General features: G+C 46.6%; 13 protein-coding genes. 7 read left to right on the top strand and 6 right to left on the bottom strand.

Annotation, left to right across the window (positions count from 1 at the left end; genetic code table 11):
- Positions 1-37: 37 nt before the first annotated feature.
- Positions 38-1,474, top strand: a complete 1,437-nt coding sequence (gene glnA, locus HMPREF3216_RS04785) for a type I glutamate--ammonia ligase (RefSeq protein WP_060787177.1) — start codon at positions 38-40, stop codon at positions 1,472-1,474.
- 69 nt (positions 1,475-1,543) lie between these two features.
- Here glnA and HMPREF3216_RS04790 read toward each other — a convergent pair whose 3' ends face one another.
- The 5 genes from HMPREF3216_RS04790 to infC form a co-directional block, all read right to left on the bottom strand.
- Complete coding sequence (locus tag HMPREF3216_RS04790; RefSeq protein ID WP_004130015.1) at positions 1,544-2,197, bottom strand: peptide deformylase; 654 nt, start codon at positions 2,195-2,197, stop codon at positions 1,544-1,546.
- Between the two features lie 274 nt (positions 2,198-2,471).
- Positions 2,472-3,884, bottom strand: coding sequence for a phosphoglucosamine mutase (gene glmM / locus HMPREF3216_RS04795; RefSeq protein WP_060787178.1), 1,413 nt, complete (start codon positions 3,882-3,884; stop codon positions 2,472-2,474).
- Positions 3,885-4,124: 240 nt separating this feature from the next.
- A complete protein-coding gene (rplT, locus tag HMPREF3216_RS04800; protein ID WP_004114536.1) occupies positions 4,125-4,508 on the bottom strand; it encodes a 50S ribosomal protein L20 in 384 nt (127 codons plus the stop codon).
- 53 nt (positions 4,509-4,561) lie between these two features.
- Positions 4,562-4,756, bottom strand: a complete 195-nt coding sequence (gene rpmI / locus HMPREF3216_RS04805) for a 50S ribosomal protein L35 (protein WP_004112988.1) — start codon at positions 4,754-4,756, stop codon at positions 4,562-4,564.
- Positions 4,737-5,504 (bottom strand): translation initiation factor IF-3, encoded by a 768-nt coding sequence (gene infC / locus HMPREF3216_RS04810; RefSeq protein WP_016636400.1) that lies wholly within the window; start codon positions 5,502-5,504, stop codon positions 4,737-4,739. The genes rpmI and infC overlap by 20 nt, the downstream gene beginning before the upstream one ends.
- Positions 5,505-5,718: 214 nt before the next feature.
- Here infC and HMPREF3216_RS04815 point away from each other — a divergent pair, with 214 nt between their 5' ends.
- From HMPREF3216_RS04815 to HMPREF3216_RS04835, 6 genes are all read left to right on the top strand, one after another.
- Positions 5,719-6,456: a thiamine diphosphokinase gene (locus HMPREF3216_RS04815; RefSeq protein WP_081090991.1), complete on the top strand. Its 738-nt coding sequence runs from the start codon at positions 5,719-5,721 to the stop codon at positions 6,454-6,456.
- A 197-nt stretch (positions 6,457-6,653) separates the two neighbouring features.
- On the top strand, positions 6,654-7,709 hold the full coding sequence (gene gap, locus HMPREF3216_RS04820) for a type I glyceraldehyde-3-phosphate dehydrogenase (RefSeq protein WP_016636398.1): 1,056 nt from the start codon (positions 6,654-6,656) through the stop codon (positions 7,707-7,709).
- A gap of 128 nt (positions 7,710-7,837) precedes the next feature.
- The gene (gene ybaK, locus HMPREF3216_RS04825; protein ID WP_060787180.1) at positions 7,838-8,338 is read left to right on the top strand and encodes a Cys-tRNA(Pro) deacylase; all 501 of its coding nucleotides are present in this window, start codon (positions 7,838-7,840) and stop codon (positions 8,336-8,338) included.
- A gap of 69 nt (positions 8,339-8,407) precedes the next feature.
- Positions 8,408-8,482: a 50S ribosomal protein bL37 gene (locus HMPREF3216_RS06680; protein WP_369803150.1), complete on the top strand. Its 75-nt coding sequence runs from the start codon at positions 8,408-8,410 to the stop codon at positions 8,480-8,482.
- A gap of 184 nt (positions 8,483-8,666) precedes the next feature.
- Positions 8,667-9,437: an exonuclease domain-containing protein gene (locus HMPREF3216_RS04830; RefSeq protein ID WP_060787181.1), complete on the top strand. Its 771-nt coding sequence runs from the start codon at positions 8,667-8,669 to the stop codon at positions 9,435-9,437.
- A 65-nt stretch (positions 9,438-9,502) separates the two neighbouring features.
- Positions 9,503-11,293 (top strand): UDP-N-acetylmuramoyl-L-alanyl-D-glutamate--2,6-diaminopimelate ligase, encoded by a 1,791-nt coding sequence (locus HMPREF3216_RS04835; RefSeq protein WP_060787182.1) that lies wholly within the window; start codon positions 9,503-9,505, stop codon positions 11,291-11,293.
- Positions 11,294-11,310: 17 nt separating this feature from the next.
- Here the strand turns inward: HMPREF3216_RS04835 and HMPREF3216_RS04840 are convergent, their stop codons facing one another.
- Positions 11,311-12,765: a bifunctional folylpolyglutamate synthase/dihydrofolate synthase gene (locus tag HMPREF3216_RS04840; RefSeq protein WP_060787183.1), complete on the bottom strand. Its 1,455-nt coding sequence runs from the start codon at positions 12,763-12,765 to the stop codon at positions 11,311-11,313.
- Positions 12,766-13,038 lie beyond the last annotated feature (273 nt).

Consider the following 13,038-nt stretch of genomic DNA (forward strand, 5'->3'; position numbering starts at 1 on the left):
AAACTATTTACTGAGATTTTCATGAAAGGATTGTGGCATGACCACTTTGCAAACTAAAGAAGATGCCGAGGCTTTGATTAAGCAAGAAGGCATTGAGTACGTATCTGTTCGATTTACCGATTTGATTGGCGTTCAGCAGCATTTTACTGTGCCTGCAAGCGAGTTCTTAAACAGCGCGTTTACGGATGGAATGGCCTTCGACGGCTCTTCTATGCAAGGATTCCAGGCTATTAACGAATCCGACATGAAGCTTATTCCAGACGTAGACACCGCCTACATTGACCCATTCCGCAAGCACAAGACTTTGAACGTTGCTTTTTCGATTGTGGATCCTGTAACAGACGAGCCTTATTCTAGGGACCCTCGTCAGGTGGCCATTAAGGCCGAGGCCTACTTAAAGTCCACTGGCATTGCCGATACCGCAAGCTTTGCTCCAGAAGCCGAGTTCTTTATTTTCGACAAGGTGCGTTTTGCAAACGACATGCAGCGCTCCTTCTACGAGGTGGATTCTAACGAAGCTCCATGGAATTCTGGCATCGACACCGAAGACGATGGCAGCAACAACATTGGTTTTAAGAATCGCGTAAAGCACGGCTACTTCCCTGTTCCACCTGTTGACCACAACCAAGACTTGCGCGACGACATGGTTTACAATCTTCAAAAGGTTGGTTTGATTCTTGAGCGTTCCCACCACGAGGTTGGCGGCGCAGGCCAGCAGGAGATTAACTACCGTTACAATACCCTTGTTCACGCTGGCGACGACTTAATGAAGTACAAGTACGTTGTTCACGAGACTGCTGCTTTGGCTGGCAAGGCTGCAACGTTTATGCCGAAGCCAATTGCTGGAGATAACGGCACTGGCATGCACTGCCATCAGTCGCTTTGGAAGGATGGCAAGCCATTGTTCTATGCGGAAACTGGTTATGCTCAGCTTTCCGATATTGCACGCTGGTACATTGGCGGTTTGATTAAGCACGCGTCTTCTGTGCTTGCTTTTACAAATCCTTCGCTTAACTCTTACCACCGCCTTGTTCCAGGATACGAGGCTCCAGTCAACTTGGTTTACTCGGCTCGTAACCGTTCTGCAGCTATTCGCATTCCTCTTGCTGGAGAATCTCCTGCTGCTAAGCGTATTGAGTTCCGCGCGCCAGACCCTTCGTGCAACCCGTTCTTGGCGTTCTCTGCTCAGCTTATGGCTGGCTTAGACGGCATTATGAACCACATTGAGCCTCCTGCCCCTGTTGATAAGGATTTGTACGAGCTTCCTCCAGAAGAGCACGACGGCATTAAGCAAGTTCCTTCTTCGCTTGGTGAGGCTTTGCAAGCTTTGGAAGAAGATCACGACTTCCTTATGCAAGGAGATGTGTTTACTAGCGACTTGATTGAGACTTGGCTTAATCTAAAGCACGAAGAGATGGATATGGCTCGTTTGGCTCCAACGCCACTTGAGTACGAGCTTTACTTCCACATCTGATATTTGTGATTAATAAAATCCCCCGCAAGAAAACTTGTGGGGGATTTTATTTTGCATTCGTCTTTTATTTTAAATCGCAAAGCCTAGTGTTCTAGCAGCGTTTACAGGGACCGCCTCATCTGCCCAATAATCCTCAAGATTTTCGTCGCTAGAAAGCGAGCGCATTTCTGCGCGATCAATGTAAAGCTCACCGCGTAAATGATCTGTCTCGTGCTGGAAGATTCGCGCTGGCCAACCGTGCAAACGCTGCGAATGCTGCTTTCCATCCTCGTCTTGCCAGGTGGCTTGAATGTCTAGCCAGCGCTGACGAACAGCTTGATACCCTGCAACGCTTAAGCAGCCCTCGTAAAAGCTGCGCGTTTGCGTGCCAATTGGCTCATAGTGCGGGTTAATAATCGCCCTAAATGGCAATTCTGCAATATCTCTAGGGTCGTCTTCGTCATCCCTAACGTGGTCTTCTACAACCGCAATCGCTAAGCCAAGCCCGATTTGCGGAGCGGCCAAACCAACTCCTGGGGCGTCTAACATAGTGCTGTGCATAAGCGAAATAAGCTTGTTAAGCGTTGCGCGCGTAAGCTGACCATCGTAAGCAACCGTGCGCTGCCTTAAAACAGGCTCCCCTGCTTGAACAATCGACAAAACGCCATCTTCTGTAGCAGAATCCAAAAGGCGCTCTACTGCGCGGCTAAGCTTAGTGTCGACACTTGCGTGATGCGTAAACATAGGACTCCTTTACCAGGCGATTCTGCAAAACTCTAACTCTATAAGTCTAACTTTGACTATTGTTGATAAAACACGTACATCAACAACAATACCAAAAGAATCAGTATATCAAGATTATCCGCGTTTTGTAGCTGTAATCAGCGTGTCGAACAACATTCTCGGGAAAAACTGACGCACTTTGTACCAAATTCAACCCAAATCACGTACAAAAAGCGGAAAAGATTGACGGATTTTGTACCAAATTCGACCCAAATCACGTACAAAGTCGGTAAATCTACAACTTAAGATTATCCGTTACAACTTGTGCAAGTCGTGCGCAAACCTCATCTGCCTGCTCCTGCGTTGCAGCTTCGCACATAACGCGCACAAGTGGCTCCGTTCCGCTTGGCCTAAGAAGAACGCGACCCGTGTCTCCCAAAAGCGCGCTCTCTTTTTCTACGGCATTAAGAACGGCAGCATTTGTCTTAGCAGCCATCTTATCTACGTTTGGCACATTTACCAGGCATTGCGGAAGTTGCGGGAAGTCGGCAGCCATTTGCGAAAGCTTCTTGCCCTCTCGCACAACCTCTCGGCACAACGTAAGCGCTGTAAGAGTGCCATCTCCCGTGGTTGCAAACTCGCGATTAATCACATGCCCAGACTGCTCGCCGCCAAGAGAATAATCGCCTCTAAGCATCTCTTCTAGAACGTAGCGATCTCCAACGCTTGTTTGAACGGTAGAAATACCCATGTCTTTTAGCGCAAGCTTTAATCCAAGATTGCTCATTACAGTAACAACAAGAGTATTATGATTCAGCTTGCCTTCGGCCTTCTTAGAACGAGCAAGAATGCCCATAATTTGGTCGCCATTAACCATGTTTCCGTTTTCGTCTACAGCCAAGCAGCGATCCGCATCTCCGTCGAAAGCCACTCCTAAATCGGCCTTAGACGCCTTAACCATGGCTTGCAACTGCTCTGGATGCGTGGAACCCGCGTGATCGTTAATGTTGTAGCCGTCTGGAGATGCGTTAATAACAATCACTTCTGCGCCAGCCCTGCGCAATGCCTCTGGAGCCACTACAGACGTTGCGCCGTTTGCGCAATCCGCCACTACTCTAAGACCTGCAAGAGGCTTAGGGCGAGTAGAAGATTCGCTACTTAAAGGCGCTACAGAAGAAACAAGATGATCAATATAAAGATTTGTAGCTGTAGTAGTATCGTGGCTGATTCGCCCAACACCGCTTCCCGTAGGACGCTGCCAATCCTTTCCTAAAACCGCCTCAATCTCGTCTTCTTTACTATCTGGAAGCTTAAAACCGCCGCGCGCGAAGAACTTGATTCCATTATCTGGCATTGGATTATGCGAGGCAGATATTACGGCACCCATTTCCACGTTGAGTACAGAAGTTAAAAAGGCCACGCCAGGAGTTGGGATTATGCCAGCGTCTATAACGTCAAAACCGCCTGCACTCATGCCTGCCGCCAAAGCGGACGCTAGAAAATCGCCAGAAACGCGAGTATCGCGACCAACCAGCGCCCTTCGTCTAGCGTGCATTTTCTTCCCTGTATCTTCGCTATTTGACTCGCTGCTATGCGTTGCTTCTCCTAAAACACGAACGGCAGCATCGCCTAAATCTAGCGCTAATTGCGCGGTTAAATCGCGATTGGCCAATCCCCTAACACCATCGGTACCGAACATATTTGGCATAATCAGCCTCTTTCGCTTAGATTTCTAAAAACACACTGTTTTCTATTTTACTCTGCAATGCGCTAGACGCGCCACACTAGCAAACTACGACTTGCGCGCAACAATTAAGATTGCTTAAAAAGCCTAAAATCTAAAGCCTAAAAACAAAAATCTAAAAACAAAAGCCCGCCTAAAAAGACGGGCTCAATGCTTAATGCTTATTAAATCGCCTAAATCAAATTTAAAGCGATAAAACTAAAATCAGGCTTCTACTGGAGCATTAACATCTGCTGGCAAAGCAGCCTTAGCAGCTTCAACGATTGCCTTAAAGGTCTCAACGTCGCTAACAGCAAGCTCGGCCAAAGCGCGGCGATCCAATTCGATGCCAGCTAAGCGCAAGCCCTGAATAAAGCGGTTGTAGGTGATTCCTTCTGCGCGAACAGCAGCGTTAATACGCTGAATCCACAACTTGCGGAAGTCGCCCTTGCGAGCCTTGCGGTCGCGGAAGTTATAAGTAAATGAGTGAAGCAGCTGTTCCTTTGCCTTGCGATAAAGGCGGGAGCGCTGGCCGCGATAACCCGAAGCCCTATCAAGAACAACGCGACGCTTCTTGTGAGCATTAACTGCGCGTTTTACTCGTGCCATAAGTATTCCTCAGCTTTCTTAAAAATTTTAATTGCGTCTTTGTTTTACTGCACTTACTTAGCCAGCAAGCCCTTTAAATTCTTGCTCTGAGCTGTAGCCAAAACCTTATCTGCAGACAAAGCACGACGCTTACGAGCAGACTTATGCTCCAAGTTGTGGCGCATTGCGCTTCCATCGTGCATTACCTTACCAGTGCCGGTGAGGCGAACGCGCTTGGACGCTGCGGAATTAGTTTTCATCTTCGGCATTGCTGCCCTCCTTATGATTCTGATCAGATTCTACAGAAGCTTTTGCGGACACATCGGCCGCTGCCTGAGCTCCTTGCTTTGCCGCAAGTCGCGCTGCCTGACGAGCTTGACGCTCTGCACGCGATTCAGCGCCTCTACGGCGCTGCTCAGACTGAGTATGAATCTTTTTACCCTTAGGCGCGAGAGTCATTATTATGTTACGACCCTCTTGCTTAGGGGCAAACTCCACGGTTCCACTTTCGGAAACCTCATCTGCAAGCCTACGCAATAACTCAACTCCGCCTACAGGCCTCGACTGTTCGCGGCCGCGCAGCATAATGGTGACTTTTACTTTGTCTCCACCATTTAGGAATCGAAGAACATGACCCTTCTTAACGTCGAAATCGTGATCGTCAATCTTGAGTCGGAAACGAATTTCCTTAATCTCAGCTGTGCTTTGATTACGACGCGCTTCACGAGCCTTAATCTTCTCGTTGTACTTGTACTTACCGTAGTCAATAAGCTTGGCTACAGGAGGCTTAGCAGTAGGTGCCACCTCTACAAGATCGAGGTTCGCTTCCTTTGCAAGGTTCAACGCTACCGAGGTTGCAATAACCCCCACTTGCTCGCCTTTCGGACCGATAAGGCGCACTTGGGAGACGCGAATCTCTTCGTTAATGCGTGGTTCGTCGCTAATGATGACTCCAATCCTTGTTAAAACAGTGGAACAGCGCACCAAAAGGTCAAAGATAAATTCAAGTTCAAACATCAATCAAATGCGCTTAAGAACAGCGCTGTAGCAAGCATATTGCTACGTGACCGAAGTCATGAACCCGAAACCCTTTAGGCTTCCAGGTGGGATATACCACTTTCTTGATTACTCAAGCCAAATGTCTATTATACTTGGCGCCTTGACAATGCCCTATTGCCATATATGCCCTATTGCCCTATATTAAATTCCACGCGCGCGATATTATATGTTTATGGAGCCTTTAAAGCGCTGCGTTGTTTTAGCAGCAGGAGATTATTACGACCATACGCGCGAACATGTTCCTGATCGCGCTTTAACTATTGCAGCCGATGGCGGCTGGGATCATGCGTGCAAGCTTGGTTTGCATGTAGATGCCTTAATTGGCGACTTTGACTCTGTGCGATTAAAACTCCCAACAGACGCTGCGATTACGCGACTTCCCGCCGAAAAAGACGACCCAGATTTACTTTCTGCACTTAAAGTTGGATGGGCTAAAGGTTCTAGAGAATTCCATATTTTTGGCGGCTTAGGTGGCCGCGTGGATCACACTATTTCCAACATTCAGCTTATGGTTCGACTTGCAGTTAGAGGCGGAATTGGATTCTTGTATGGAGACGGCACGATTGTTACCGCAATTCACAACGGTTCCCTTGACTTTCCAGCGTCCAATGGCCCCGAAGGTCGCATGGTTTCCGTATTCTCGCACACGCCTGTTTCTAGCGATGTAAACGAGACTGGCCTTAAATATCAACTTCAGCACGCAACTATGTACGGCGATGCCGTTCAAGGCCTAAGCAACGAGCTATTAAACAACACTCCTGCGCATATTGATGTTCACGAAGGCACTCTTGTAATCACATTCCCTATAGACGCCCCACTGCCGCAAGTTAGCTGGTTTAAGCGGCCAGTTGGCGATTTGGGAGATGTAAACGCTAGTGTTTCGAGCGCTCTCGCCGTTTCGCCAAAGTAGCTTGAATAGTCGCAAATATTCGATTCAACAGGCCAAAATCTTGCGCAAACGTAGTACAAAATGATGCACTAGCGTAGTACATACCGCACATTAAAATGGACACGTTAGTTTAATAACGAAGACCAAAAACGTATTGTTAAGAATCGCGAAAAATCGCAAAAACCGTGCGTTAAGGTTTCACTCAAGGGAGATCCCAAATGACAGTCAAGATTGGTATTAACGGCTTTGGACGTATCGGCCGTTTGGCATTCCGTCGTATTTTTGAGCTTCAGGCTCGTGGCGGTCAAGCTGGCGATATCGAAGTCGCAGCCATCAACGATTTGACCACTCCTTCAATGCTTGCTTACTTGCTTAAGTACGACAGCACTCATGGCACTTTCCGCCACGACGATGGCACTCCAGTCGAGGTTACCTCCACCGAAGACGCAATCGTTGTAGACGGCAAGACCTACAAGGTTTACGCCGAAAAAGACGCAAACAACATTCCATGGGTTAAGAACGATGGCGTTGAGTTCGTGCTCGAATGCACCGGTTTCTACACTTCTGCAGAAAAGTCCCAGGCTCACTTGAACGCTGGAGCTAAGAAGGTTCTTATCTCCGCTCCTGCTAAAGATGAAACCACTCCAACCGTTGTGTTCGGTGTAAACCAAGAGATCTTAAAGCCAACCGATAACATTGTTTCCGCTGGCTCCTGCACCACCAACTCCATGGCTGCAATGGTTAAGCTTTTGCAAGATAACTGGGGAATTAAGTCTGGCTTTATGACCACTATCCACGCTTACACTGGCACCCAGATGATTCTTGACGGCCCACGCGGCTCCAAGCCACGTAACAACCGTTCTGCTGCTTGCAACACAATCGAGCACTCCACTGGTGCTGCTAAGGCAATCGGCAAGGTTGTTCCAGAGGTTAACGGCAAGCTTCAGGGTCACGCTCAGCGTATTCAGGTTCCAGATGGATCTGTTACCGAGTTGACCACCGTTCTCGAGAAGCCAGCAACCACCGAAGAAATCAACGAAGCCTTTAAGAAGGCATTCGAAAACTGCGATTACTTTGGCTACAACGCCGATAGCATTGTGTCTTCCGACATTATTGGCGACACCCACGGTGGCGTTTTCGATCCAACTCAGACCGATGTTAACACTGTTGACGGCGTAACCTTGGCTCGTACCGTTACCTTCTACGACAACGAGTACGGCTTTACCGCTAACATGATTCGTACCTTGCTCTACTTTGCTGAAATTGCTGAGTGAAATTAGCGAGATACAATAAAGCTAATAGCTAATAGCTAAATAAGGCGAAATAAGCCTAAAAGGCTACAAACCCCTTGCGGTGATTCATCGCAGGGGGTTTTCGCAAAGCATTTGCATAGGGGATTTAGATGAGTAAAAAGCATGCTGCAACAGGAAAAGCAACGCCAGCAATAGCACAGTTAGAAAACGCTGGAATCACATTCCGCGTTGTTGACTACGAGCACGATGCAGACCACATGGATGACGGCTACGGTATGGAAGCAGCGCAAAAATTAGGCGTAAACGCAGAACAAGTTTGCAAAACACTTATGGTAGATACGGGCGAAAAGCGCGTAGTTGGGATTGTTCCAGTAAATGGCCGCTTAAGTATGAAGGCAATTGCAAGCGCAGTAAATGCAAAGAAAGCCAGCATGACAAGCCCAGACGTAGCTCAGCGCGAAAGCGGATATGTGGTTGGCGGAATCAGCCCATTTGGCCAGCGCACACACCACGAAACCGTGCTAGATGCCAGCGTTATGCACTTTGATGAAATCCTTGTTTCTGGCGGAAAACGCGGTCTTGACGTTGTTTTAAATCCAAATGACCTTGTTAACTTGCTTAATGCAACTGTGGCAAACATTCTAGCCTAAAGCTAGTAAACGTCGCGGCAACGTGCGATAATCCCTAAGGTTGTTCATTTTAATTGTTAGGAGTTTATTATGGGTATGCGTGGACGCAAGCGCAAGGCTCGCCGCAAAAAGGCAGCAAATCACGGCAAAAGGCCAAATGCTTAATGCAGACGCTTAATGCGAACGCTTAATGCAAATGCTTAATACGTTTGATTTGCGTATAAATTTGTAACTAAAAACCCACGGATTTATTGCCGTGGGTTTTGTTTTATCAACACTTAAATAACATCAAATATAAATAACATCAAATAACTCTTAAGGGGTCTGCGCTGCATTCTAGGATTATTGCATGGCAAAGAACATAGATGAGTTGCTAGAAGCACTAGAAAAAGCACCGCAGCAAGATTCAAACACAACACTGTGCAAATCAATGCTGCTTGGTTTCGACACAGAAACAACGGGCGCGATTGTTGGCAGCGATTCAATCTGCTCCGCAACGCTTGTTCTTAGAGACCCAGCGCTTGGGCATAACAATGACGTTATTGCAACGTGGCTTGTAAACCCGCATAAGCCAATCAACCCTAAAGCAAGCGAAGTAAACGGCTTTACAGACGAGTTTTTGCAAGAAAACGGAGGAGATCCAACGCAAGAGATTGAGTTGCTTGGAAGTGCCATTAGCCTTGCGCAAAGCAAAAATATTCCACTTCTTGCATACAACGCTCCTTTTGACGTTAAAATGTTAAGTCATGATTTACAAAGGTGGAGTCTTGAGCCTTTGCAAAATCGCCAAAAAAGCACGGTTAACGGCGGCGAAATGCTTGTTGTAGACCCGCTTGTTATAGACCGCGCTGTTTCTAAGCGCACAGGTAAACGCACTCTTACGTACACAACGCAGTTTTACGCAGTGGAGCCGATTGGCGATTTTCACGACGCTACAGCCGACACTGTTGCTGCCGTGGATCTAATTAAACCAATAAGCGAGCTGCACGAAAACGTTGCAAATCTTAAGCTATGCGAGATTATGGCCTGGCAGCGGGAAGCTTACGCAAAATGGAAAATAAGCTTTAATAACTGGCTTAAGTCTAAAGGAAGACCAGCTGGCGAAGGAAGCTGGCTGTAATTACTAGCGATACGCGACTAAACAACATCACTAAACAACACGGAAAATCAACACGGAAAATCAAAATGCCTTTACAAAAATTATCTCTAGACGAAGCAAGCAATATTTTGTTAAAGCAAAATCTTTTGCGAGAAATAATACAAAATAAAAGCACACAAAAACATGACGATTTAACGCACGAACACGACCAAACTTGGTCAATAGATGCTAGAGATTTTGATAACCACACAAATCCGTACAGCCACATAACGTACGATTCGCGCGATATTAAGCCAAACACGCTGCTTTTTATTAAGGGCAATTTTAAGCCAGAATATCTTAAAGACGCGGATAAAAACGGCTTAACTGCTTATGTTTCACAAGATTGCTACTCGGATTACACCAATGCAGTTGGGCTGATTGTAACAGACGTTCGAAAAGCAATGAGCGTGCTTTCGGCAGCATTCTTTGGCAACCCGCAAGAAAAGCTTACGACTATTGGAATTACGGGAACAAAAGGCAAAACAACCACAGCATACTTTACTCATGCTATTTTGAACGCACATTCTAATGGCAAAGCGGCGCTATTCTCTTCGGTAGACAATTGCTTAGACGGTAAAACATATGTTGAGTCGGACTTGACTACGCCAGAAAGCCTAGACGCGTTTAGAATGATGAGCCAGGCCGTAGAAAATGACATGAAATACCTTGTTATGGAAGTTTCTTCGCAGGCGTACAAAGTTAACCGCGTTTATGGATTGCACTTTAATGTTGCGGCATTTTTGAACATTAGCCCAGACCACATAAGCCCAATCGAACACCCAACTTTTGAAGATTATTTGTATTGCAAGCGTCAAATCGTAAAAAATACGGATGCACTTGTGCTTAATGCGGATTGCGCACATGCGGATTTGATTATTCAAGATGCAGATCAAAATGGCGTAAAAGTCACAACTTTTTCAAGAATCCACAGAGAAGAAATAGACGAAAACACTTGCGATTGCCCAGAATGCAGCAATCATTGCGATATTCACCCTTACGAAAACAGCGCAAAGTACCCTGAGCTTGTTTTGCCAAAGTATATAGCGGTACCAGAATTGCAAGAATCGCAAGAATCGCAAGAATCGCAAGGTGCGCAAAGTACGTCAGAACATTGCATTGCGGTTTTGGGAGGCGATATTACCAATTTCAAAGATCAAGATATTCCTGAATACAACACAATAGACAGATTCAACCTAAAAATCGCAGGCGACTTTAACTACGAGAATGCGCTTGCGGCAATTGCAATCGCACAAAACGCGCAACCAGATTTAATCAACAATATTGACGCATTGCACGCGATTGAAAACGTTGAAATTCCAGGACGCATGGAGATTTTTGAGGATCCAAAATCCAACACAATCGCAATAGTTGACTACGCGCATAATTACGTTTCTGTAAAGGCGCTACTGGACTTTGTTGAAGAAAAATACGCAAGCCAGAGTTTATACACTACTCTTGTTACGGGGTCTGCTGGAAACAAAGCGTACGATAGACGCAAAGAGATTGTTCAAGCTGCGCAGAATCGAATCGACGAGTTTGTGTTTACAATCGAAGACACAAACACCGAAGATCCAATGGATATTTGCAACGACATGAAATCTTGCATAACAAACCCAGGCGTTAAATCGCAAATAATAATCGATAGAACGCAGGCGATTGAGCACAGTGTAAACGAAGCTAGAAAGCGCGGCGAGCAAAGCAAACGCGATGAAGATAGCGATTTATTAAACGTAATCCTCATTATTGGAAAGGGCGATGAGCGCTGGATTAAGCACAACAACAAGCACGTTCCTTACGAAAGCGATTCGCTTGTTATTAAGCGCCTCTTTAGCTAACGCCTCTTTGGCTAAAGTCATTCCGCAAGATTTGGATGAATGTTAGCGCGTTGATCTTTTGGCTTCTTTAAGTCTGGATTAACGCGCTCAATCAGCATAGTGCGCGCATCTCCTGCGGTAACAAAGCTGCCGCAAATCAGCACTCCGTGACCATACCCCACTCCAAGCTCATCGTCTTCATCAACAAGATTCACTGCCGTTTGAATAGCGTCTGGAAGATCGTCAACGCGAATCACGCGATCTTTACCAAATACGCCAATCGCAATCTTCTCTAGGTCTTTAGGATCCATCACGCGGTCTCGCCAAGAGTTACGCGTAACAATAATCTTAGTTAAAATCGGCTCAAGCACACCCAAATATTCTTCAACTTGCTTATCTGCCATCATTGCTACAACGCCAATAAGCTGCTCAAAATTATAGTTTTCTTCGATTGTTTTACGGAGCGACTCGGCAGCGTTAACATTGTGACCGCCGTCAATAATAATCGTTGGAGAAGTACGAACTTGCTCAATGCGGCCCGGAACCTTAACTTGACTCAAAGCCTCGGCAACCAAATCGCCGTCTAAAGCGCCATTTACAGGCAGAACAACCTCCGCAGCAGCAAGCGCCGCCAACGCATTATGCGACTGATGCACACCAAACTTGTCAATCGGAACATCCGTATAAACGCCATTTGGAGTTCGCAAAGTGGCCACTTGCCCGCCAACAGCTGGCATGCGTGAAACAACCTCTAACTCGCCACTACCGTCACTAAAGTCGCGTAAAAGCTTGGCATTATTGCGATTTGCCACCTCTTGAATAATCGGCAAAACTTGCGATTCGTGTGGCTGCGGCCCCAAAATCACAGTGCAATTTGGCTTAATAATGCCAGCCTTTGTGCGCGCAATCTCTTCAACCGTGTTTCCAAGCCATTGCATGTGATCCATGTCTACAGGGCCAATAATCGCAGCATCCGCGTTCACAACATTAGTGGCGTCCCATTCGCCACCCATGCCAACTTCCATCACGGCAACATCTACAGGAGCGTCGGCAAAAGCCCAAATCGCCATAGCCGTAAGCACTTCAAAAAAGCTCATGCGCGGCTTGCCATCGGCGTCCATGCGCGCATCAACCATGTTTATAATGTCTTTCATTTGATCAAACACATCAACAAACTGGTCATCGCTAATTTCTTGGCCGTCAATCATAATTCGCTCGTTTACGCGCTGCAAATGCGGCGAAGTGTAAAGACCTGTGCGCAAACCGTACGCGCGGCAAATCGCCTCCGCCATGCGCGCCGTGGAACCTTTGCCATTAGTGCCAGTAATGTGAATCACATGCATCGACTGCTCTGGATGCCCCAAAATATCAAGGATTAAGCGCATTCTGTCTAAATCAAGATTCGTTTTATTATGCTCTGGAGCGCGGCTCATAATATCTCGCTCAACGTCAACAATTCGCTCATTGCTGCGATTTGGATGTTCCATCGACATTTTGGCTCCCCTATTTTTGATTTACGTTTTCGGATTTACGTTTTCGCTCATTTTTCCAACTATCTAGATTAATAACCGTAGTGTTTTGTACCTGATTTACGGCGTGTCGTGGTACAAAACGCGGAAAACAACTCCGCACTTTGTACCAAAATCAACCTAAATCACGTACAAAACGCGGAAAACAGCTCCGCACTTTGTACCACATTCCACCCAAATCACGTACAAACTCGGGAAATATCGCTCGCGCGCTACGCTTCTCAAGCGAAAAGGCAG

The sequence above is a fragment of the Gardnerella vaginalis genome, from assembly GCF_001546455.1.
GTDB classification, from domain to species: Bacteria; Actinomycetota; Actinomycetes; order Actinomycetales; family Bifidobacteriaceae; genus Bifidobacterium; species Bifidobacterium vaginale_B.

Coding starts and splice junctions, on each gene's coding strand:
- glnA (WP_060787177.1), top strand. CDS start 38: ATGACCACTTTGCAAACTAAAGAAGATGCCGAGGCTTTGATTAAGCAA.
- HMPREF3216_RS04790 (WP_004130015.1), bottom strand. CDS start 2,197: ATGTTTACGCATCACGCAAGTGTCGACACTAAGCTTAGCCGCGCAGTA.
- glmM (WP_060787178.1), bottom strand. CDS start 3,884: ATGCCAAATATGTTCGGTACCGATGGTGTTAGGGGATTGGCCAATCGC.
- rplT (WP_004114536.1), bottom strand. CDS start 4,508: ATGGCACGAGTAAAACGCGCAGTTAATGCTCACAAGAAGCGTCGCGTT.
- rpmI (WP_004112988.1), bottom strand. CDS start 4,756: ATGCCGAAGATGAAAACTAATTCCGCAGCGTCCAAGCGCGTTCGCCTC.
- infC (WP_016636400.1), bottom strand. CDS start 5,504: ATGTTTGAACTTGAATTTATCTTTGACCTTTTGGTGCGCTGTTCCACT.
- HMPREF3216_RS04815 (WP_081090991.1), top strand. CDS start 5,719: ATGGAGCCTTTAAAGCGCTGCGTTGTTTTAGCAGCAGGAGATTATTAC.
- gap (WP_016636398.1), top strand. CDS start 6,654: ATGACAGTCAAGATTGGTATTAACGGCTTTGGACGTATCGGCCGTTTG.
- ybaK (WP_060787180.1), top strand. CDS start 7,838: ATGAGTAAAAAGCATGCTGCAACAGGAAAAGCAACGCCAGCAATAGCA.
- HMPREF3216_RS04830 (WP_060787181.1), top strand. CDS start 8,667: ATGGCAAAGAACATAGATGAGTTGCTAGAAGCACTAGAAAAAGCACCG.
- HMPREF3216_RS04835 (WP_060787182.1), top strand. CDS start 9,503: ATGCCTTTACAAAAATTATCTCTAGACGAAGCAAGCAATATTTTGTTA.
- HMPREF3216_RS04840 (WP_060787183.1), bottom strand. CDS start 12,765: ATGTCGATGGAACATCCAAATCGCAGCAATGAGCGAATTGTTGACGTT.